18 protein-coding genes are annotated in these 23375 nt (G+C 54.4%); 3 read left to right on the top strand and 15 right to left on the bottom strand.

What is annotated here, in order from left to right; genetic code table 11:
* From ccmA to napF, 8 genes are all read right to left on the bottom strand, one after another.
* Positions 1–580, bottom strand: a 580-nt coding sequence (gene ccmA, locus J4613_RS17845; RefSeq protein WP_208293662.1) for a cytochrome c biogenesis heme-transporting ATPase CcmA, incomplete at its 3' end; no start/stop codon positions are given.
* Between the two features lie 20 nt (positions 581–600).
* Entirely contained in the window at positions 601–1203 is a 603-nt protein-coding gene (gene napC / locus J4613_RS17840; protein WP_080169994.1) for a cytochrome c-type protein NapC, read from the bottom strand.
* 9 nt (positions 1204–1212) lie between these two features.
* On the bottom strand, positions 1213–1662 hold the full coding sequence (gene napB, locus J4613_RS17835; RefSeq protein WP_000835182.1) for a nitrate reductase cytochrome c-type subunit: 450 nt from the start codon (positions 1660–1662) through the stop codon (positions 1213–1215).
* Between the two features lie 115 nt (positions 1663–1777).
* Positions 1778–2647, bottom strand: a complete 870-nt coding sequence (napH, locus tag J4613_RS17830) for a quinol dehydrogenase ferredoxin subunit NapH (protein WP_111742285.1) — start codon at positions 2645–2647, stop codon at positions 1778–1780.
* The gene (napG, locus tag J4613_RS17825; protein WP_080169993.1) at positions 2634–3329 is read right to left on the bottom strand and encodes a ferredoxin-type protein NapG; all 696 of its coding nucleotides are present in this window, start codon (positions 3327–3329) and stop codon (positions 2634–2636) included. Before napG ends, napH begins: the two co-directional genes overlap by 14 nt.
* A 6-nt stretch (positions 3330–3335) precedes the next feature.
* Positions 3336–5822, bottom strand: coding sequence for a nitrate reductase catalytic subunit NapA (gene napA, locus J4613_RS17820; RefSeq protein ID WP_000778100.1), 2487 nt, complete (start codon positions 5820–5822; stop codon positions 3336–3338).
* Positions 5819–6082 (bottom strand): chaperone NapD, encoded by a 264-nt coding sequence (gene napD, locus J4613_RS17815; RefSeq protein ID WP_001260058.1) that lies wholly within the window; start codon positions 6080–6082, stop codon positions 5819–5821. The genes napA and napD overlap by 4 nt, the downstream gene beginning before the upstream one ends.
* Positions 6072–6563 (bottom strand): ferredoxin-type protein NapF, encoded by a 492-nt coding sequence (gene napF, locus J4613_RS17810; protein WP_000228072.1) that lies wholly within the window; start codon positions 6561–6563, stop codon positions 6072–6074. Before napF ends, napD begins: the two co-directional genes overlap by 11 nt.
* A gap of 413 nt (positions 6564–6976) precedes the next feature.
* Between napF and eco the strand changes: the two genes are divergently transcribed.
* Positions 6977–7471 (top strand): serine protease inhibitor ecotin, encoded by a 495-nt coding sequence (eco, locus tag J4613_RS17805; protein WP_001550295.1) that lies wholly within the window; start codon positions 6977–6979, stop codon positions 7469–7471.
* 208 nt (positions 7472–7679) lie between these two features.
* Here the strand turns inward: eco and J4613_RS17800 are convergent, their stop codons facing one another.
* The 5 genes from J4613_RS17800 to J4613_RS17780 all read right to left on the bottom strand — a co-directional run bounded on the left by J4613_RS17800 (position 7680) and on the right by J4613_RS17780 (position 13497).
* The gene (locus J4613_RS17800; RefSeq protein WP_000421589.1) at positions 7680–9323 is read right to left on the bottom strand and encodes a multidrug ABC transporter permease/ATP-binding protein; all 1644 of its coding nucleotides are present in this window, start codon (positions 9321–9323) and stop codon (positions 7680–7682) included.
* A 75-nt stretch (positions 9324–9398) separates the two neighbouring features.
* Positions 9399–10049 carry a DNA oxidative demethylase AlkB gene (gene alkB, locus J4613_RS17795; RefSeq protein WP_023225807.1) on the bottom strand — a complete coding sequence of 217 codons (651 nt, stop codon included), beginning with the start codon at positions 10047–10049 and terminating at the stop codon, positions 9399–9401.
* 2 nt (positions 10050–10051) lie between these two features.
* A complete protein-coding gene (gene ada, locus J4613_RS17790; RefSeq protein WP_111742284.1) occupies positions 10052–11113 on the bottom strand; it encodes a bifunctional DNA-binding transcriptional regulator/O6-methylguanine-DNA methyltransferase Ada in 1062 nt (353 codons plus the stop codon).
* An 80-nt stretch (positions 11114–11193) separates the two neighbouring features.
* Complete coding sequence (gene apbE / locus J4613_RS17785; protein ID WP_000784304.1) at positions 11194–12246, bottom strand: FAD:protein FMN transferase ApbE; 1053 nt, start codon at positions 12244–12246, stop codon at positions 11194–11196.
* Between the two features lie 114 nt (positions 12247–12360).
* Complete coding sequence (locus J4613_RS17780; RefSeq protein ID WP_000865521.1) at positions 12361–13497, bottom strand: porin OmpC; 1137 nt, start codon at positions 13495–13497, stop codon at positions 12361–12363.
* Positions 13498–14225: 728 nt separating this feature from the next.
* Between J4613_RS17780 and rcsD the strand changes: the two genes are divergently transcribed.
* A complete protein-coding gene (rcsD, locus tag J4613_RS17775; RefSeq protein ID WP_000083202.1) occupies positions 14226–16895 on the top strand; it encodes a phosphotransferase RcsD in 2670 nt (889 codons plus the stop codon).
* Positions 16896–16911: 16 nt separating this feature from the next.
* On the top strand, positions 16912–17562 hold the full coding sequence (gene rcsB, locus J4613_RS17770) for a response regulator transcription factor RcsB (RefSeq protein WP_001061919.1): 651 nt from the start codon (positions 16912–16914) through the stop codon (positions 17560–17562).
* Between the two features lie 102 nt (positions 17563–17664).
* Here the strand turns inward: rcsB and rcsC are convergent, their stop codons facing one another.
* Positions 17665–20511 (bottom strand): two-component system sensor histidine kinase RcsC, encoded by a 2847-nt coding sequence (gene rcsC, locus J4613_RS17765; protein WP_000876078.1) that lies wholly within the window; start codon positions 20509–20511, stop codon positions 17665–17667.
* 117 nt (positions 20512–20628) lie between these two features.
* Positions 20629–23265 (bottom strand): DNA topoisomerase (ATP-hydrolyzing) subunit A, encoded by a 2637-nt coding sequence (gyrA, locus tag J4613_RS17760; protein ID WP_001281271.1) that lies wholly within the window; start codon positions 23263–23265, stop codon positions 20629–20631.
* Positions 23266–23375: the final 110 nt, after the last annotated feature.

The raw sequence follows: 23375 nt of genomic DNA, 5'->3' as shown, positions 1-23375 counted from the left end.
GGACGGTGTCCGCGGCCCCCGGCAGCGGCTGGTGGGTGGTGAGAATGACCATCCCGCCCTGCGCCGTGTGCGCCGCCATCCGCCGGGTGAGGCGCGCCACGCCGTTAACGTCAATGGCGGTGAACGGTTCGTCGAGCACCCACAGCGCGGCGCGGGTCAGCCACAGGCGGGCCAGCGCCACCCGGCGCTGCTGCCCGGCCGAGAGCTGAGCGACCGGCACGTCCTCAAATCCCGCCAGCCCGGCCTGCGCCAGCGCCTCCGGGAGGCGCGCGCCGTCGCCGGGGTGGAAGAAGTGCAGGTTCTCCCGCGCCGTCAGGCGGGTTTTAATCCCCGGCTGGTGCCCTATCCACAGCAGGCTGCGATGGAAGCTGTCGCGCACGCGGCGCAGGGGCTCGCCCTGCCAGTACACCTCCCCGCCGTCCGGGCGCGCCAGCCCGGTCAGCAGGCGCAGCAGGGTGGTTTTTCCGGCGCCGTTGCCGCCGGTGACCTGCACCCACTCCCCGGCGTCCACGGTGAACGACAGCCCGCGAAACAGCGTCCTCTCGTCCCGCTCGCAGTACAGATCTCTGGCTTCAAGCATTCCCACTCATCAACGTCCTGTCAGAAACCTGGTTTAACATCACGCATATCCGGCAGTTTATGCGCGATCCCTTTGTGGCAATCGATACAGGTCTGTCCATCTTTTACCGCCTGATCGTGCATTTTCGCCGCGACGCTTTTTTGCGCGGTCAGATCCATAAAGTCGAAATTGTGGCAGTTACGGCATTCCTGCGAGTTGTTGTCTTTCATGCGCCGCCACTCATTTTGTGCCATTGTCAGGCGATGAGCTTCAAATTTCTGCGGTGTATCTATCAGCCCAAATACCTTCGCATACAGTTCTTTACTGGCTTTGATCTTACGGATCATCTTCGGCCCCCACTCATGCGGCACATGGCAGTCAGGACAGGTGGCACGAACGCCGCTACGGTTGTTGTAGTGGACGGTTTCCATATACTCCTCATACACCGTGTTGCGCATTTCATGGCAGCTAATACAAAACTCTTCGGTGTTAGCCTTTTCCATTCCGGTATTGAAGCCGCCCCAGAAGATGATGCCGCCGATAAAACCGATTAACAGCAGCGTCCCCAACGCCAGGCGGCTGGGGCTGCGCCACCATCGCCAGACGCGCTTTATCCAGCCGGGTTTACGGTTAGAATTTTCCATAATGACCTCTTATTTCCCGTAACCTTGCGAGGGGGTAAAGGTATTGTCGATAATCGGCGCGGTATCAGACTGCGGTACGTGGCACTGCAGGCAGAAATAACGACGCGGCGCGACGTTGCCCGACACTTTACCGTCGCTGTCCATAAAGTGCGTCGGGCTGATACGCGGCGCGCCCGTCGTACGATAACTTTCCACGCCGTGGCATTGCAGACAGCGGTTGGTATTGGTCGTCACCTGGTAGCCCTCGACGCTGTGCGGGATCATCGGCGGCTGGTTGACGTAATTTAGCGGCATACGTTCCTGCTCTTTCGGCATACGAATCGCCCCTTCCTGCGTCCCGGATACTTCCGGCGACTGGCTCAGATCCACTCCGTTTGCCGCCCAAACCGCACCACTTACCACCAGGGCAAGCGTGGCCATCCATTGACACAGCGCTTTCATCAGGTCATGGCTTTTCATTGTTTCGCTCCCGAACTCCATCGCATTTACACTTCATCCTTCGAGCTGCCTCTTTGTTGGCTGCGCTCGAAAATCCCAGTCACATCGTTATCTATGCTCCTGGGGATTTCCTCGCTTACAGCCGCGATGCATCCCGAATGATGTTGTGTATCGTTATTGTAAAAACATCCTCAGAACAGACATCCACACAGCGACCGCAGGTCATGCAGTCGCGGTGAGTGACCTGCGCCGGGCTTTGCTCATCCAGCACCGGCGCACGTAGCACATGCGGTTCCGGGCAAACATGAAAACAATCCATACAGCGATTACATTTCTCACGTTTTTTGGCCGTCACGGTCACTACGCCTTTACTGCCCAGCACGCCATACAGCGCGCCCATCGGGCAAATATGACCGCACCAACCGTGCTCAACGACTAATAAATCAAATAAAAACAAAGCAATAATCAGAAACGCGCCGCTACTAAATCCCATAACCAGACTACGGCCTAACAGCGACACGGGATTAATCCATTCCCACAGCAGCGTGCCGGTCAACGCCGAACCGATTAACACCACCACCAGAAGGACGTACCGTATATGGCGTGGAATCGTCGCAGACTGGTTCAGGTCAAATTTCCTGCGCATCCAGTTAGCCAAATCGGTAACGGGGTTTAGCGGGCAAACCCAACTGCAAAATAATCGCTTTCCCGCCAGCGCATACAGCACAGTGATAATCACTGCTCCCGTCAGCGCCACGGTAGCGGGAAGATGTCCACTGGCGAGACTTTCCAGGGTAATCAGCGGATCGGTCAACGGGAGGGTATCGAACAGCAAACTACTGCTGTAGTTGCCATGCAAAACCCAAAAGCCCAGCCATGGGCCGCTGAGAAACATCCCCAGCACCATAAACTGGCTGATACGCCGTAACACCAGCCAGCGGTGGCTACGCCACCAGCCTTTTTTCGCCCGCGCTTCTCGCCCGGCGTCGCGTTTACGATTTGCCATCTTTCCCCTCCAGCCAGCCGAAGCGGTAATGGTGTCCTAACTCCCCTTTCGCCAATGACAACGGCAACACTTTTATCGCTGGTTGCTCCAGTACGCAGACTTTTTCGCATTTGCCGCAGCCGGTACAGGCGTCGCTGTGTACGGTGGGCAGAAAGCGCGCATGTTTGCCGGTGCGCATGTTGCGATCCAGCTCCAGCGTGATGGCCTCATCGATTTTCGGGCATTCGCGGTAACAAACGTCGCAGCGCAGCCCCTGAAAGTTGAGGCAGTTTTCCTGATCCAGCAGCACCGCCAGCCCCATGCGCGAATCATCAATGGAGGCGATATCTTTATTCAGCGCCCCGCTGGGGCAGACTTTGGCGCACGGAATGTCTTCACACATTTCGCAGGGGATGTCGCGAGCGACAAAATAGGGCGTACCTGCCGATAGCCCGGAGGCCAGCGTCGCCAGTTTTAGCGTGTCGTATGGACACGCCTGAACGCACTGCCCGCAGCGCACACAGGCGCTGGCGAAGACATTTTCATTCAGCGCGCCAGGCGGACGCAGCCGCACGCCCGTTGCGCGCGCGGTTTGCTGTTGCAAGCCCAGCGCCACGCCAACCGCCGCCAGCCCGCCCGCAGTGCGCACAACATCACGCAGAAAGCGGCGGCGGCCATTTTGGGGTTTCGCTGTAGGGGACATAACGCGTTACACCTTCGCCAGCTTAACGGCGCACTTCTTGAAGTCCGTCTCTTTAGAGAGCGGGTCCGTCGCATCCAGCGTCAGGTTGTTCACTAGCTGAGCGGCATCGAAGAACGGCATATACACCAGTCCCTGCGGCGGACGGTTACGTCCACGCGTTTCGACAATCGAAATCACTTCGCCGCGGCGGGACGACACTTTAACCTTATCCCCACGACGCAGATCGCGCGCTTTCGCATCCAGCGGGTGAATAAAGACCACCGCTTCCGGGAAGGCGCGATGCAATTCAGGCACGCGGCGCGTCATACTGCCGGTATGCCAGTGTTCCAGCACGCGACCGGTGGAAAGCCACAGATCGTACTCGTTGTCCGGCGACTCCGCCGCGGGTTCAAATGGCAGCGCGAAGATCACCGCTTTGCCATCCGGTTTACCGTAGAATTTGTACCCTTCCCCCGCTTTTACATACGGGTCGTTGCCTTCGCTGTAACGCCATTGCGTCTCTTTGCCTTCGACGACCGGCCAGCGCAGACCGCGCGCGTTGTGGTAATCGTCGAACGGCGCCAGATCGTGCCCGTGGCCACGTCCAAACCAGGCGTATTCTTCAAACAACCCTTTTTGCAGATAGAAGCCCAGTTCACGAGACTCATCGTTTAACTGATCCTCTTTCAGCTCGCTCAGCGGGAATTTGCTGACCGCCGACGTGGCGAACAGAACGTCATACAGCGTTTTACCGCGCAGCTCCGGCTTCTGGGCCAGCAACGCCTCCGGCCAGACTTCCTCGGTTTTAAAACGACGGGAGAACTGCACCAGTTGCCAGAGATCGGATTTAGCTTCGCCCGGCGCTTTAATTTGCTGACGCCAGAACTGCGTGCGGCGTTCGGCGTTGCCGTAAGCGCCTTCTTTCTCAACCCACATGGCGGTCGGCAGGATCAGATCCGCAGACAGCGCGCTCACCGTCGGGTAAGGATCGGAGACAATGATAAAGTTACGCGGATCGCGCCAGCCCGGCATCCGATCTTCATTGATGTTCGGCCCGGCCTGCATATTGTTATTACACATTACCCAGTAGACGTTCAGCTTGCCGTCTTTCAACGCGCGATCCTGCGCCACCGCGTGTAAACCCACTTTTGCCGGAATAGTGCCAGCAGGGATCTGCCAGTGTTTTTCGCAGATATCACGGTGTTTTTCGTTCGTCACGACCATGTCTGCGGGCAGACGGTGTGAGAAGGTTCCCACTTCACGCGCCGTACCGCAGGCGGAAGGCTGGCCGGTCAGCGAGAAAGGACCGCAGCCAGGCTGGGAGATTTTTCCGGTCAGCAGATGGAGGTTGTAAACCAGGTTATTCGCCCACACGCCACGAGTATGCTGGTTAAAACCCATCGTCCAGTAAGAGATCACGCGCTTATTCGGATCGGCGTAGAGCTGCGCCAACTGTTCCAGCTGATCTTTCGGCACGCCGGTCATTTCAGCGGTCTTGTCCAGCGTATATTCCGCCACGAAGGCTTTATACTCGTCGAAGCTCATCGGCTCGGAAGCGTCGGAGCCCGGATTCTTCGCCGCTTTTTCCAGCGGGTGCGTCGGGCGTAAGCCGTAGCCGATATCCGTCGCCCCTTTACGCAGGTTCACATGCTTTGTGAAGAAATCCTGATTTACCGCGTTGTTCTGAATAATGTAATTCGCGATATAGTTAAGGATCACCAGATCGCTTTGCGGGGTAAAGACAATACCGTTGTCCGCCAGTTCAAAGCTGCGGTGCTGGAAGGTGGAGAGGACAGCAACCTTCACGTTCGGGTCGGACAAACGGCGGTTAGTAATGCGCGACCATAAAATCGGGTGCATCTCCGCCATGTTGGAACCCCATAGCACAAACGCATCGGCCTGCTCAATATCGTCGTAGCAGCCCATCGGTTCATCCATGCCAAAGGTGCGCATAAAGCCCACCACCGCCGAGGCCATGCAGTGACGCGCGTTCGGGTCAATGTTGTTAGAGCGGAAACCAGCCTTGAACAGTTTCGCGGCGGCATAGCCTTCCCAGATAGTCCATTGACCCGATCCAAACATGCCGATCGCTTCTGGTCCTTTCTCTTTCAGAGAGGTTTTAAACTTCTCTTCCATCACATCGAAGGCCTGTTCCCAGCTCACCGGCGTAAACTCGCCGTCTTTGTGATAGCTGCCGTCTTTCATGCGCAGCATCGGCTGCGTCAGACGATCTTTACCGTACATGATTTTGGGCAGGAAGTAGCCTTTAATGCAGTTCAGACCACGGTTGACCGGCGCGTCGGGGTCGCCCTGGCAGGCGACCACACGGCCCTGCTGCGTGCCCACTAACACACCGCAACCCGTTCCGCAAAAACGGCACGGCGCTTTATCCCATTTGATGGCTTCCTGCTGCCCGACAACGGCGCGGGCGACGCCCGGCACGCTCAGACCGGCAGCCGCCGCAGCGGCCGCAACGGCGTTAGCTTTCATAAAGCTACGACGACTGAGTTTCATGGTGTTTCCTCACCTTGCTCATCCTGCTGGTGATAAACCAGCGACACCGCCAGTACGCCCTCGACATTGCGTACTGACTCAATTGTTTGCATCAGCGTTTCACTCTGATCTGCTTCCGCCACCACGATCAGTTGCCCGCTTTCAACGTCGCTTAACGCGACTTCGCAACCCGGCAACGTGTTCAACTGTGTGCCAATGGCGGCGATGTTCTGACTTTTGGCCTGCACGACCAGGCTACAGACCTGCCAGTTAGTGCGCATGGTGGTTCTCCGCTTTGATGGCTGACACGGGACAGATAGCCACACACGCCCCGCATCCGTTACAGGCCTGCGAGTCAAGCTGCGGCTGGTAAATACCGGATAGCGTGGGACGAAAGGTAATGGCCATAGGTTCACAACTGTCCTGGCAGCGATGGCATTCAACCGATTGCCTGGCGAGGCAGTTTTCCGTGAGTGTAAAAATCAGATCCCAGGCCCTGGTGTGGCGCGGAAGAAAAAGCGATTCAGTACAGGCCTGCGCGCAGGCATAACAAAAGCTGCACTCGCCCCGTTTGAAATCTACGCTCGGATATCCCCCCGTCCCTCGCTGCAGGATGTCGGCCTCACACGCCTGGATGCAGGCGTCGCAACGCAGACAATGTGCGAGAAAATAGGTTGTTTCTCTGGCCCACGGCGGAAGAATCCCATTGCTGGCGTTGCGCCAACTGCCGGTCAACATGCTTCGACGGGATAAATCAACCATGATATCGCCCTTCCATAACGACACGCTTCCATAGGGAGTGAATACCAATAAAAACCGTACAATTTATGAGTAGTTGTTTTTGTAAATAAGATATTTCAGGATGTGTAAGAGATGCATACCCCGATAGAGGTAAATGCTGTTGCCGGATCAAAAGAGTGCCGGGTAAAAACCCGTAAACGTGCTTTTTCTCACATTTCAATGAGTTATATAGCTATCTATATAACGAAAACCACTAATAGCTGATAATTCCATTTACATTATCAATATCGGAATATTCCACTATATAAAAAGACGCTATTTTATTAATAATCTTGAAAATATGAGTAAATACAGATTAATAGATAATATGAATGTGTTAATCTGTTGTCCGTGCATACCGAAAACAGCAGAAAGGAAATACTGTGAACAATCAAATGAAGATGTTTGTCCCTGCCGTCGTCTTCGCCGCCCTCGCCAGCGCCTCTGCCTGGGCTAACAATAGCGATACCGCCCAGCCGCTGGAGAAAATCGCCCCCTATCCGCAGGCGGAAAAAGGAATGAAGCGGCAAGTGATAACCCTTACCCCTCAGCAGGATGAGTCTACCCTCAAAGTGGAACTGTTGATTGGCCAAACGCTGAATGTGGATTGTAACCAGCATCGCCTCGGCGGCACGCTGGAAACAAAAACGCTGGAAGGCTGGGGCTATGACTATTATGTCTTTGATAACGTCACCTCTCCGGTATCAACCATGATGGCCTGCCCTGAAGGTAAGAAAGAGCAAAAATTCGTCACCGCCTGGCTGGGTGAAGACGGGATGCTGCGCTACAACAGCAAGCTGCCGATCGTGGTGTATACCCCGGCGAATGTAGACGTGAAATACCGCATCTGGAAAGCGGACGCTAACGTACAGAACGCCGTCGCGCGATAATGTTACGCTGCCCGGTCACACTTACCGGGCATCTGAACACGCCGGCTCACGCAGCGCTCCGGGGTTCTTTTTAAAACACGTCTGGAAACCCGCTCGCCCGCAGCAAAAAATACCCCGATGCCTGGTGGCGACGCGTGGCATCTTATCAGGCCTACCCGCGTGCGGACGTAGGGCTGCCATCAGGCGGTTTATCCGGCGCCATAATCCATTACGCAGTACGCGCAACCGCATCACGCGAAGCGGCGTCACGTTCGTCGCCGGTGAGTTCGGTTAACTGCCCGTTACGCATTTCAAGCAGACGATCGGCGTGAATAAAATAGTGATCATCATGGCTGATGGCGAAAATGGTTTTGCCCATTTCCTGCATTAACGGCAACAGTACCTGATAAAACTCCCGGCGGAAATGCGGGTCCTGATCGGCGGCCCACTCATCCAGCAAAATAATATCGCGCTCTTCCGCCAGCGCCAGCAGCAGTGCAATGCGCTTTTTTTGCCCTTTCGACAGTTTAAGATTCAAAATGCGCCCGTCGTTTAGCTCCAGCTTGTGCGTCATTTTCAGGTGCTCAAGCCACTTTTCGACCAGCGCGGGATTGGCGGGTTTCCCCTGCGGCCCCAGCAGGCGGTCGAATAACCACACATCGGTGAACACCGCAGAAAACAGTTTGCGATAATCTTCCGGCTGCCCGGCGGCAATAGGTTGACCGTCAAGTAAAATCGTTCCCGATTGCGGCTGGTATAAACCGGTCAATAACATGGCCAGCGTCGATTTCCCGCTACCGTTGCCGCCAATTAAAAACAGCAGTTCGCCGCGGTGAATCGTCAGGTTGATGGGCCCCACGGAAAACGCGTTATCCTGATAGTGGAAAACCACGTTGCGCAGCTCCAGCGTCTTCCAGTCGGGAAAGGCTTTCGGCTGTGGAAAATCAGGCTTATACGGGGCGAGCGCGAATTTATTCAGTTTATTAAACGCCACCTGGGCGGTCAGTAGCGTTGGCAACGCCCCCACCGCAGACAGCAGCGGCGTGCGCAGGAACAGCAACGTCAGTGAATAGGTCGCCGCGACGTTGGTATCCGCCCAGCCGAGACTATTCGCCATCCAGAAGACCAGGCCTATCGCTCCCAGCATCATGATATTCGACCAGTTGACGGCGCTCAGATGAAAAGTATCGGCACGGATAATGTGATGACGGTACTCTTTGGCATCCGGGGTATAACATTGCTGAAAAATCTGCTCCGCACGCTCGCGGTTTAGCGTCAGCTCTTTGCGTCCTTCCAGCACCGTCTGATAGTCGTTGTACAGCTTATCTTCGGTCTCGCGCAGGGTCGCCATATGCTGGTAAACCCGCGCCACCAGCACAAATCCGCCCCAGATAGTGACCGCCATCCAGATAGCCGTAACCAGCAGCATTTTTGTCGATAGCATCGCCAGATACGCCGCCGAGCCGACGGTGAGGATAATGCCCTGCACCAGCTCAGGCAGACGCACAAAGGCGATAGTAATATTGCGAATATCGCTGGTCAGACCGGCCAGTAAAGAGGCGCTGCCCAGTTGCTCAATGCGTTCAACGTGCGTATCCAGAATGCGCTTGATAAATTCGCTGCGCAGGCGGTAAACGAAATGGTGTCCCAGAGTGGTGAGCGCCAGTTGGGAACCTAATGTGACGACCATTAGCAACAGGAGCAGACCGAGAAATTCCGGCAGCACCATGACGGTGGTGTCCACCGTTTCAATCAGGCGCTGATTGATAAACGCGATCAGGCCAATCCCCAGCGCCGCGCTGGCGAGGCTCAGCGCCATCACGCTAATAAATGGCCAGCGGTACTGCCGCCAGACAAGAATAAGAAGTTCCATGCATACAACCCGGACCGATAATAACAGCCCGCAGTTTAACTAACTCCACCTGCACAGCAATAATAATTCTTATTTTTATTCTTTTTCAGCCGCCTGACGGAAGGTGAGATTGTAACGAAATTCACCGGTCATGGGATGAAAGCCCGCTTTAAGCGGCTGGATACCATGATAAAACAGCCGGGACTCGCCGCCCCAGACCACGATATCGCCATGCTCCAGTAAGATCCGCTGGAGCGGGTCGCTGCGACGCAGGCCGCCAAACTGAAAAACCGCCGGCACCCCCAACGAAACTGAGACGATAGGCGCGCGCAGATCCGGCTCGTCTTTATCCTGATGCAGCGACAGTTTTGCGCCGGGCGCATAGCGATTGATCAGGCAGGCGTCCGGTTGGAAGCTCTCATACCCTGCCGCGATTGCCGCCTGACGACATACGCTGGCAAACGATAACGGCAGCGCAGGCCAGGGTTTATCGGTCAACGGATCGCGCACGGCATAACAATAACCGTGACGATCGGTGGTCCACCCTAACGCGCCGCAGTTGGTCATCGCCACCGACATGGTGTAGCCGCCCGGCGTCACCATCTGACGAAACGGAGACTGACTGGCGACAAACCCGATATCGTCTAATAGCGACTGCGCCGCGCGAAACGCAAAGCGGCGCAACACCACCGCGCCAGGCGCCAGGGGCTCTTGCCAGGGCGCTTCATCAGCAAATAGATCCAGCATTGCTACTCCTCTTTTTGCGCTTCTCGCTTTAATAGCTGCGCTTTTCGACGCACGCCCCAACGATAACCGGAGAGCGCGCCATCACGACGCACGACCCGATGACACGGGATCACCATCGCCAGTTTATTCGCGCCGCACGCGCTGGCGACCGCGCGTACCGCCGTGGGTTTGCCGATAGTCGCGGCAAGCTGTTGATAGCTTACGGTTTCGCCGCAGGGAATTGCGCATAACGCCTGCCAGACCTGCTGTTGAAACGCGGTTCCCTGGATATCCAGCGGCAACGAGAGCAGCACATCGCGTGTGTTGATAGCCGCGACAACCTGCCGCACCCGTTGCTGAAAAGACGCGTCGGCAGGTTCGTGGCGGGCCGTCGGGAAAAGGGTGTGTAATTCAGCCAGTAGCGCGTCGTCGCTATCACCGGGGAGAATCGCGCAAATCCCCCGCTCGCTCTCCGCCACCAGGCACCGTCCGTAAACCCAGTCCGTCAGCGCATAGCGAACGGAGGCATTATCGCCGCCTTTGCGAAACTGTTTTGCCGTCATGCCCAGCGTCTGGTCGGCATGACGGTAGTAGCTACTGCTATCCGGGAAGCCGGCGCGGTAAATAGCCGCCGTGATCTGCTCTCCTTTCGCCAACGCCTCACGCAGCCGCCGGGCGCGCCACGCCTGCTGCCACCCTTTCGGCGTCATTCCGGTGCTCGCTTTAAACAGACGGTGCAGATGAAACGGGCTCATCGCCACCGCCTGCGCCAGAAACGCCAGCGTTACCGGCGTCTCCTGCTCAAGCAAACGGCAGGCGCAGGCAATCTTATCCAACCGCCGTTGCTGCGCGCGCGCATTATCCGGCTGACAGCGCTTGCAGGGGCGAAAACCGGCGTCCAGCGCCTGCTGCGCGTTGGCAAAAAAGCGAACATTTTTACGTAACGCCCGCTTCGAGCGACAAGAAGGACGGCAAAAAACGCCGGTGGTTCGCACCGCAAAAACGAAACGCCCATCCGCGCTGGCATCGCGCGCCTGCACCCGCAGCCAGCATTCATCATCGGTAAGTAACGCTTTTTTCATCATAGACTCCTTCATTAAGCATAGTGCTTGCTTACATGCAGTGTGTCCGTAAATCCGCCCGCAAAAACCCGTAATCTTGCGTTTTAATTCTTATCGCTCACCAGGAATGTTTTGAACTGCGGCGACATCCAGGTTTTAAAGCCTTCACCTTCTTTCATGATCATAAAGACCGCCAGCCCTTCCCGCCGCACGACCTCTTGCGCCTTTTGCGTACCAAGCACCATCAGGCCGGTGTCCCAGCCGTCCGCTTCCAGCGCCGTTGGCGCGATAACCGTAACCGATACCAGATTGTGTTCAATGGGGCGCCCCGTTTGCGGATCGATAACGTGCGATACGCGCTTGCCATCCAGCTCGTAATAGTTGCGGTAGCTGCCGGAGGTGCTGATGCCATGCCCGTTGATATCCACAATCGCCTGCACCGCGTTTTCCCGGTCGGTCGGCTTCTGAATCGCGACGCGCCACGGCAGCCCCTGCGCATTCATCCCGCGGCTGCTTAATGCGCCCCCCACCGAGACCAGATAACGCGCAATGCCCTCCTGCTCCATCAGACGCGCCAGATGATCCGCCGCATAGCCCTCCCCGACCGTGGAGAGATCAACATAAAGATCCGGCAGATCTTTTTGCAAAAACTGATGTCCAGCCCTGTCGATAACCTGCAAATGTTGTAGGCCTGTTTTCGCTTTTGCCGCATCGATTTGTGCTGGTGTTGGGATATGCAGCGGCTGCCGATCCGGCCCAAACCCCCACAGATTGACCAGCGGGCCCACGGTGATATCCATCGCGCCATCCGTCTTCGCGCCAATACGTAGCGCCGAGGTCACGATATCCGCCATGGCTTCGCTGACCGGCCAGGGCGCAAGACTGCGTGAATGGTTAAAACGCATCAGCGCGGAGTCATTTTTATAGGTAGAAAGCAACCAATCATCAGCATCAAGCTGAGTCTGGATTTTAGTCTGTAACTCTGCGGCGCGTTTCGCATCGATACCAACCACGCTCACCCGCCAGAGGGTCCCCATCGTTTTACCTTCCAGCACCTGAGCGGCAGGTGACGCTGTTGTCGTTTCGGGAGCCTCATCGCAGCCCATAAGTAAAAAAGCCGCCGCCAGACACACGGCCCGGCAAAAAGTCATTTTCATCGCTGTTTATCCTCATTCGAATGGACGCAAGCGTATATCAAAACGTCGTATTTGTACGCCGGAATAAGGCATGAAAAAAGGGCCCGCAGGCCCTTTAGCAACATCTTTTGCTGATTAGAACTGGTAAACCAGACCCAGCGCTACGATGTCGTCGGTGTTGATGCCCGCATCGCGGGTAAAGTCGTTTTTATCCAGCAGGTTGATTTTGTAATCAACATAGGTGGACATGTTTTTGTTGAAGTAGTAAGTCGCGCCGACATCAACATATTTTACGATGTCCTGGTCGCCATAGCTGGCGCCGTAGCCGTTGCTGATGTCCTTACCTTTAGACTGCAGGTAAGCCACAGACGGACGCAGACCAAAGTCGAACTGGTACTGAGCAACCACTTCAAAGTTCTGCGCTTTGTTGGCAAAACCGTAAGAGGTGGACTTATTGTTGCCGTTAGAGGTACCAAAACGGGTTGCGTTATAGGTCTGAGAATACTGCGCTGCCAGATAGATGTTGTTCGCATCGTATTTCAGGCCGCCGGTGTAGACCGTAGCGCGATCGCCGTTACCATACAGGTGTTCGTCAGCGGTGTTGTTCTGATCGGCAGTACGTTTAGACGTGGTGATAGCGCCACCGACAGAGAAGCCTTCGCCGATTGCATAAGTCAGCGATCCGCCGTAACCGTCACCGTTCTGGTTCAGCAGGCTGCGACCGTTGGTGTTTTCACCGCTCACGCTGCCGTTTTTGCCCTGATACTGCAACGCGAAGTCCAGGCCATCCACCAGGCCGAAGAAGTCGGTGTTACGGTAAGTGGCATAGCCGTTACCACGCTGCTGCATAAAGTTGTCAGCGCCGTAGGTGTCGCCGCCGAACTCCGGCAGAACATCGGTCCAGGAGGTCACATCATAGGTTACGCCGTAGTTACGACCATAATCGAAGGAACCTGCGTCAGCGAATTTCAGACCCGCAAACGCCACACGCGTCCAGGAGTCGTTGCTGCCTTCAGTCTGGTTGCCCTGAATCTGATATTCCCACTGGCCATAACCGGTCAGCTGATCGTTAACCTGCGTTTCGCCTTTGAAGCCGATACGCATGTAGGTCTGGTCGCCGTCGCTGCCTTTGTCGTCAGAGAAGTAGTGCAGGCCATCAACTTTACCAAACAGGTCTAATTTGTTGCCGTCTTTATTATAAATTTCAGCCGCATTCGCTGCGCCCGCCACCAGCAGAGCTGGTACCAGGAGGGACAGTACTTTAACTTTCATGTTATTAACCCTCTGTTATATGCCTTTATTGCTTTTTTATGCCACTGCTTACTGGTTAACCCTCATTAACCAGTCGGCAAGTCCATTCTCCGCAAAAATACAGAATAATCCAACACGAATATGATACTAAAACTTTTAAGATGTTACAGTTATCTACATAGATGTTTCAAAATATGAATTTTACGGAACTTTTTTAAAGCAAAAATCAAGTAAAAATAAGCACAAATAGACAAAATATATTCACGAGACTTTTAAAATCAATGGGTTAAATTGATGAAATTCATAGCACTGAATGATAAAACAGAATCTTCATTCGCAACTAAAATAGTGACCGCTATCATCATTAACTTTATTTATTACCGTCATTCACTTCTGAATGTCTGTTTACCCCTATTTCAACCGGATGCTTCGCATTCGGTTTTTTTTACCCTTTTTCAGACACACCCGGCTGATTTATGCTACCTGCCTAAAACTATCACGGTTATTCACTACACTCCCCTGCTCGACCGTTCGTAAGACATTAGCAAATAATTTCTTGATATTTAGTGCTAAACATTTATAAGTAGTCTTTATATTTGTACCGTTCTGCGAAGGTTGTACGCTTTTCCCGTCCCGCCGACGGAGCGCGTGTTAAGTTGCCCGGCATGACGTAAGAGTCTGGAAATTCATTCATTACCCTTTATACTGCCCTTCACCTTCAGCGTTGCTTTTACAGGTCGTAAACATAAATGAGTCAGTCTGACACAACGGTCTCTACCCGATTCTCCCTTCTACCGGGAAGCATTACCCGTTTCTTCTTATTGCTGATCATTGTGCTGCTGGTAACGATGGGCGTTATGGTACAGAGCGCCGTCAACGCCTGGTTGAAAGACAAAAGCTATCAAATTGTCGATATCACCCACGCTATTCATAAACGCGTGGATACCTGGCGGTATGTTACCTGGCAAATTTATGACAACATCGCCGCGACCACTACGCCATCGACAGGTGAAGGACTTCAGGAAACGCGTCTGAAGCAGGATGTGTATTATCTTGAAAAGCCGCGACGTAAAACTGAAGCGCTGATTTTCGGTTCCCATGACAGCGCCACGCTGGAAATGACGCAGCGTATGTCAACTTATCTGGATACGCTGTGGGGCGCGGAAAACGTGCCGTGGTCAATGTATTACCTCAACGGACAGGATAACAGCCTGATTCTTATCTCTACCCTACCGTTGAAAGATCTCTCTTCCGGCTTTAAAGAGTCCACTATTGGCAATATCGTCGATTCCCGCCGGGCAGAGATGTTGCAGCAGGCGAATGCACTGGATGAGCGCGAAAGTTTCTCCTCATTGCGAAAACTGGCCTGGCAAAACGGTCACTATTTTACGCTGCGCACGACCTTCAATCAGCCAGGACATCTGGCGACCGTGGTGGCGTTTGATCTGCCCATTAATGATTTAATCCCGCCGGGAATGCCGCTGGACAGTTTTCGGATAGAGCCTGACGCAACCCAGGCGACGGGGCGAAGCAGTGAAAAGGAAGCGCCAGATAGCGTCACGATTAGCTTTAACGGTTCAAAAATTGAGATCTCCTCAGCGCTTAACTCTACCGGAATGCGCCTGATCTGGCAGGTACCGTTCGGTACGCTTTTGCTTGATACGCTGCAAAATATTCTGCTGCCTTTACTGCTGAACATCGGGCTGCTGGCGTTGGCGTTATTTGGCTACGCCACGTTCCGTCATCAGCCGGGACGGTCGACGGAATCGACATCCGGCAACGCGGCGAATAACGAGCTTCGCGTCTTACGCGCCATTAATGAAGAGATCGTTTCTCTGCTGCCGCTGGGTCTGCTGGTCTACGATCAGGAAGGAAACCGCACCGTGATCAGCAATAAAATCGCCGATCATCTGTTGCCGCATCTTAACCTGCAAAATATTACCAGCATGGCGGAACAGCATCAGGGCGTGATTCAGGCGACAATTAATAACGAACTGTATGAGATCCGTCTGTTTCGCAGCCAGATCGCTCCCCGCACGCAGATCTTTATTATTCGCGATCAGGACCGGGAAGTGCTGGTGAATAAGAAGCTTAAACAGGCGCAGCGTTTGTATGAGAAGAATCAGCAGGGCCGCGCCGCCTTTATGCAAAATATCAGCAACACGCTTAAAGAGCCCGTACGCCAACTGGCGGTTAACGCCGCAGCAGTCACCACGCCGGAAAGCCTGAAACTGGCGGATCAGGCGGATGTATTGGTACGTATGATCGATGAAATCCAACTGGCGAATATGCTGGAAAATGACGCATGGAAGAGCGAAGCAACGCTGTTCTCCCTTCAGGATCTTATTGACGAAGTCGTGCCGGAAGTGCTGCCCGCCATTAAGCGTAAAGGGCTGCAACTGCTGATTAATAACCATCTTAGCGGCAACGATGAACGCTGGGGCGATCGCGACGCCCTGCGCCGGGTTTTGCTGCTGTTGATTCAGTATGCCGTCACAACGACTGCTATGGGTAAAATTACGCTTGAAGTCGAGCAGGATGAATCCATCGCGGAGCGTCTGACTTTCCGTATTCTGGATACGGGCGAAGGCGTAACGTTAAACGAGATTGATAATCTGCATTTCCCGTATATGAATGAAACGCAGGGCGATCGTTACGGCAAAGCGAATCCGCTCACCTTCTGGCTGTGCAATCAACTGGCGCGCAAACTGGGCGGTCATCTCAACATTAAAGCGCGAGAAACGCTGGGCACGCGCTATACCGTTCATGTCAAAATGCTTCCTCACGATCAGCATACTCAGGTCGAAGAGCGCCTGCTGGACGACGTGAGCGTAATGGTCGATGTGACGTCCAACGAGGTTCGCGCGATTGTGCTGCGTCAGTTAGAAAACTGGGGCGCCACCTGCATCACGCCGGATGAAAGGCAGATAAGTCAAGAATATGATCTCTTTTTAACGGATAATCCGTCTAATCTTACTGCCTCGGGCTTGCTTTTAAGCGATGATGAGTCAGGCGTGCGGAAAATTGGCCCGGGTCAGTTGCGCGTCAACTTTAATATGAGCAATGCTATGCAGGAAGCTGTACTACAACTTATCGAAGAGCAGCTGGCGCAGGAAGAGATTCCCGCCTCCCCGCTCGGCGGAGATGAAAATGCCGAGCTTCATGCCAGCGGCTATTATGCGCTATTTGTAGACACAGTACCGGATGATGTTAAGAGGTTGTATACTGAGGCGGCAACCAGCGATTTCGCTGCGCTGGCCCAAACGGCCCACCGCCTGAAAGGGGTGTTTGCCATGCTTAATCTGGTACCCGGCAAGCAGTTATGTGAAACGCTGGAACATCTGATTCGTGAGAAAGATGCTCCAGGTATAGAAAAATATATCAGCGACATTGACGCCTACGTCAAAAGCTTGCTGTAGCAAGGTAGCCCAATACATGAACAATATGAACGTAATTATTGCCGATGACCACCCGATTGTACTGTTCGGTATTCGCAAATCACTTGAACAAATCGAGTGGGTGAATGTTGTCGGCGAATTTGAAGATTCCACAGCATTGATCAACAACCTGCCGAAATTAGATGCGCATGTGTTGATCACTGACCTCTCCATGCCGGGAGATAAATACGGCGATGGGATCACCTTGATCAAGTACATCAAGCGTCATTTTCCGAGCCTGTCTATTATCGTTCTGACCATGAACAACAACCCGGCGATCCTGAGCGCCGTGTTGGATCTTGATATTGAAGGGATCGTACTCAAGCAGGGTGCGCCAACCGATCTGCCTAAGGCGCTGGCCGCGCTGCAAAAAGGCAAAAAATTCACCCCAGAAAGCGTTTCTCGTCTGCTGGAGAAAATCAGCGCAGGCGGTTACGGCGATAAGCGCCTGTCGCCAAAAGAGAGCGAAGTATTACGCCTGTTCGCCGAGGGCTTTTTGGTCACCGAAATCGCCAAGAAGCTCAACCGCAGCATTAAGACCATCAGCAGCCAGAAGAAATCGGCGATGATGAAACTGGGCGTAGAGAATGATATCGCGCTGCTCAACTATCTCTCTTCCGTCACCCTGAGTCCGACAGACAAAGAATAAATCGCTTTTACGTTACCCAGCCTGATGGCGCTACGCTTATCAGGCCTACCAGTCGACTCATCTTTTGCAAGCCGGACAGGCGACGCCGCCATCCGGCATTTTTTATGCCCGCGTTTTACGTACTCGTTCGGCATACACCGCCAGCGTCTGTTTCAACACATCCAGCGTCACAGGCTTCGACAAACAGCTGTCCATACCGGACTCCAGGCAACGTTGTTTCTCTTCCGCCAGCGCGTTCGCCGTCACGCCGACGACCGGCAGCGTCAGCCCAAGCTGACGGATACGCTGCGTCAGGCGATAGCCGTCCATGTTCGGCATGTTCACATCGCTCAGAACAATATCGATAGCATTTTTACTCAGCACATTCAGAGCGTCCACGCCATCATTGGCTGTCTTACACTGATACCCCAGCGATCCCAATTGATCGGCCAGCAGACGGCGATTGATCGGATGATCGTCAACGACCAGAATCATCATGTCGTCATTTGAATCTGCGGTTTTATCCGTCGTCGGCAATGCGCTGGAAAGCGCTTCACTATCCAGCTCAATACTATAAATACGCGCCAACAGTGCGGGCAACTCATGCACCGACGCCACACTATGCACCCACTCGCCCGGCGCTCTTTCCAACGGAATCCCGATATGACGGCGGCAAAAGACGACCGCAGCCCTCCCCTGCCAGGTATGCTCCAGCGCGTCATCGACAATCAAAATATCGTCCGCGGCGGGTTCTTGCCCTTCATAACGCTGCGTATGAACGCCGCTACGCGCCAGACTGGTCTCAATAAACTGGCACAAAGAAGTATTGCGCACCGCCAGCCAACAGCAGGTTCCGGCGAGTCCTTCCACGCTCTTTTTCACAGGGTATTGCGCGCCATAAAGCGGGATGCGCAGCGTAAACTGGCTCCCCATGCCCGGCTCCGAATCGACGGAAATATCGCCGTCCATCATGCTGATCAATTTTTCGCAAATCGCCAGCCCCAGACCGGTCCCCTGAAAGTTACGCTGTACGCCGGTTCCCACCTGGAAGAAGGGATCGAACAGGCGAACCACCTCTTTTGCCGGAATACCGACGCCGGTATCCCGCACGCGAATGCTGAGATAATCCCCATCACAGCGCACATGCAGCACGATGCAGCCAATATCGGTAAACTTAATGGCGTTGCTCAACAGGTTTGAAATAACCTGCTGTAAACGCATCGGGTCGCCGTTCAGCGATACCGGCACGTCAGGCTCAATAAAACAATACAGACCGAGCTGCTTACGCACCACCAACGGCAGATAATTGGCGGTGATATGGTTCATCACCTCTCGCGGTGAAAATTCGCGCGGCTCAATCTTTAGCTGTTCCGACTCAATTTTCGAGAAGTCGAGAATGTCGCTGATAATTTTCAGCAACAGACTGGAGGAGTTATTCATCGCCGTGACCAGACGTTCCACGCCTTTTGGCAGCTCTTTGGTTTGCAGCAGATCGAGATTGCCAATGATACCGTACAGCGGTGTGCGCAATTCATGGCTGACCGTCGCAAGGAACATGGATTTAGACTGGCTTGCCTGCTCCGCCGCCTGCGCCATCTCTTGCAGCGACTCTTCCATTTTGACGCGCGTACTCACATCTACCAACACGCAAATCGCAACGTTTTCATTGCGATAGCGGGAATGGACGAAGCTAATTTGCAAATTGGTATTATTGCTGGTCAATACATCGACGAAGTTAACCTGCTGGCCGCAAATGATTTGCGTCAGGCGCTGTCTGTCTTCATGCGTGAGCATGTTCAGGTAGGTGTGCGCCAGTTCGTTACTCAGAATATTGACACCATCAATAGTGCGCAGAATACAGATCCCCACCGGCGCGGAGGCGACGATTTTACGGTTGAACTGTTCATGCTCTTCCAGACGCTGGGCATCGCTCTCCGCCGGAATGAAAATTCGCCGCTCATACATCCGCGCAAGCGTAAACAGCCCTGCCCCCACCAGCACGTTCAGCAGGATAGCGTTCAGGATAAGAATACGAATACGCTCCAGGACTAAATCTACAGGCACAGAATAGACAATACTGAGCGAGGATGGCGGCAGGCTTTTTTTGAGTACCAGTTCGCGAAAACCTGGCGTATAACCAAACCAGGAACGCTCCTGCATCCAGCGCGGCTCCGCTTTAATAATGCCGTCAGGACCGGTCAACGAAATCAGCGAATGGCCGTTCTCATCAATAATGGTGACGCCCATCGGCAAACTGCCCGGCGTGAAAAAATTTTCCATGCGGATGGACTGCTCGACGCCCAGCAACGCTTGCAGACGGTTGGCCAGATACACCGGCGTCAGCGCATAAAAGTAGCCCACGCCCTGACGCGCGCCCTGGCTTATCCAGAAAAGGTTATTCCCACTTTCTTCCTGCGGCGCGTTGCGGTATTTCATAATCCGCTCATGTAACGCTTTTAACGCATCATCGCGCTCCACGGGCATTTCACGCAGGCCGAAATTCGCCATACAGAGGTTATCGCTGCCAATCAGGAAAACGCGGTTAAGATCATACGCCGCTGAAAAGTTGTCGCGCCAGTAACGCATAAACCAGGCCAGCGACTCCAGCGATCCGCGCCAGGCGGAGCCCATCGCCGCACAGTCTGAGTCGGCAAATAGCGGTTCAAAGTCCGGCACCACCATTTTGTCATCACGCGCACGCGACGACATGACGCCGTTTTCCGCCGTTAAACGGTTCTCGGCGATATATTTGAGCTCTTTCATCACATCCGACGTGCGCTGGATAAAACGCTGCGCCTGATCGGAGCTAAGGTTGAACTCCTGACGAATTTCAGATTCCCGCTGGTGCAGGGCATTGACGATGTAAAACACCGAAACAAAGGCGATTAAGAGCCAAATGAGTAACGCTAACGCTCTGAATAAGTAGCGCGAGACTTTCAGCGTAGTTCGAAAGGAAGCAAGGTATTTCAAAGGGGCGAAGCTCCGCCTCAGGATGTAAATAGAGTGTGACTAAGGTAGCGGTAAATGACGTAGCCCGCAACGGCAAAGAAAAAGGGCCGGATATCCGGCCCTCGCACAGCAATAACATTACTCGTCAGCGTCATCCGCAACGTCGTCATCGCTTTCCGCTTCCGGGGCGATATCCTCATCCCCTTCCGCCACGCTGCCGTCGATAGCGTCGAGTTCTTCGTCATCTACCGGTTCAGCAACGCGTTGCAGACCCACCACGTTTTCATCTTCCGCCGTGCGGATAAGGATAACGCCCTGGGTATTACGTCCCACGACGCTGATCTCGGACACACGGGTACGCACCAGAGTACCGGCATCCGTGATCATCATGATCTGGTCGCAATCGTCTACCTGTACCGCACCGACAACGGAACCGTTGCGCTCGGTCACTTTGATAGAGATAACGCCCTGCGTCGCACGAGACTTGGTCGGGTACTCGTCCGCTGCGGTACGCTTCCCGTAGCCGTTTTGCGTTACGGTCAGAATAGCGCCTTCGCCGCGTGGGATGATCAGAGAGACGACTTTATCGTCTCCCGCCAGCTTAATACCGCGCACACCGGTCGCGGTACGCCCCATCGCACGGACGGCGTCTTCTTTGAAGCGCACCACTTTGCCCGCGGCCGAGAACAGCATGACTTCGTCAGAACCAGAAGTCAGGTCAACGCCAATCAGCTCGTCGCCGTCGTTGAGGTTCACCGCGATAATACCGGCGGAACGCGGACGGCTGAATTCGGTCAGCGCCGTTTTCTTCACGGTACCGCTGGCGGTCGCCATAAAGACGTTCACGCCTTCTTCGTACTCACGAACCGGCAGAATCGCGGTGATACGTTCGTTGGCTTCCAGCGGCAGCAGGTTGACGATCGGACGACCGCGCGCGCCACGACTGGCTTCCGGCAACTGATAGACCTTCATCCAGTACAGACGGCCCCGGCTGGAGAAGCAGAGGATGGTGTCATGGGTGTTGGCCACCAGCAGGCGATCGATAAAGTCTTCTTCTTTAATACGCGCGGCAGATTTACCTTTCCCACCACGACGTTGCGCTTCGTAATCCGTCAGCGGTTGATACTTGACGTAACCCTGGTGAGACAGCGTCACGACAACATCTTCCTGGCTAATCAGATCTTCGATATTAATATCGGCGCTGTTGGCGGTGATTTCGGTACGACGCTCATCGCCGAACTGATCGCGAATTAACTCCATCTCTTCGCGGATCACTTCCATCAGGCGATCGGCGCTGCCCAGAATGTGCAGCAGTTCAGCAATCTGCTCCAGCAGCTCTTTGTATTCGTCGAGCAGTTTTTCATGCTCCAGGCCGGTCAGTTTCTGCAAACGCAGATCCAGAATCGCCTGCGCCTGCTGCTCAGTCAGGTAATACTGACCGTCACGCACGCCAAATTCTGGCTCCAGCCATTCCGGACGCGCAGCGTCATCACCAGCGCGCTCCAGCATCGCAGCAACGTTGCCCAGATCCCACGGACGCGAAATCAGCGCCGCTTTTGCTTCTGCCGGCGTTGGCGCGCGGCGAATCAGTTCGATAATCGGGTCGATGTTAGCCAGCGCAATCGCCAGAGCTTCAAGGATATGCGCGCGGTCACGGGCTTTACGCAGTTCAAAAATAGTACGACGCGTCACCACTTCACGGCGGTGGCGCACGAACGCTGAAATGATGTCTTTCAGGTTCATGATCTTCGGCTGGCCGTGATGCAGCGCCACCATGTTAATACCGAAGGAAACCTGTAGCTGGGTCTGGGAGTAGAGATTATTAAGCACCACCTCGCCCACCGCATCGCGTTTCACTTCAATCACGATGCGCATCCCGTCTTTGTCGGATTCGTCACGCAGCGCGCTGATGCCTTCCACGCGTTTATCTTTCACCAGCTCGGCGATTTTCTCGATCAGGCGCGCTTTGTTCACCTGATAGGGAATTTCATGGACGATGATGGTTTCACGGCCCGTTTTCGCGTCAGCTTCAACTTCCGCGCGGGCGCGAATGTACACTTTGCCACGACCGGTACGGTAGGCTTCTTCGATACCACGACGACCGTTGATGATCGCGGCGGTCGGGAAGTCCGGCCCCGGAATATGTTCCATCAGCCCTTCAATGCTGATGTCTTCGTTGTCGATATACGCCAGGCAGCCGTTAATCACTTCCGTCAGGTTGTGCGGCGGGATATTCGTCGCCATACCTACTGCGATACCGGAAGAACCGTTCACCAGCAGATTCGGAATTTTGGTCGGCATGACGTCCGGAATTTTTTCCGTACCGTCATAGTTATCCACGAAATCCACCGTCTCTTTTTCGAGATCGGCCATCAGTTCGTGGGCGATTTTCGCCAGACGGATCTCCGTATAACGCATTGCCGCCGCGGAGTCGCCGTCAATAGAACCGAAGTTACCCTGACCATCCACCAGCATGTAACGCAGCGAGAATGGCTGCGCCATACGAACGATGGTGTCATACACTGCGGAATCGCCGTGGGGATGGTATTTACCGATTACGTCACCAACGACACGGGCAGATTTTTTATAGGCTTTGTTCCAGTCATTGCCCAATACGTTCATGGCGTAAAGTACGCGACGGTGTACCGGCTTCAGGCCATCTCGGACATCCGGCAGCGCACGGCCAACAATGACCGACATCGCATAATCCAGATAGGAGCTCTTCAGCTCCTCCTCAATGTTGACCGGTGTAATTTCTCTCGCAAGGTCGCTCATCTAACCGCTATCCCTCTACTGTATCCCGGATTCAAAGGTCGCAAATTATAACACATTCGCCCACGTACTGGTAAACGGAATGCAGCCAGACAATGCTTTATTCGGGTGCC

Origin of the sequence: Salmonella sp. 32020114201800008SM (assembly GCF_017572025.1) — a bacterium.
Taxonomy (GTDB): Bacteria; Pseudomonadota; Gammaproteobacteria; order Enterobacterales; family Enterobacteriaceae; genus Salmonella; species Salmonella enterica.
This window is presented reverse-complemented; position numbering and strand designations above follow the sequence as displayed.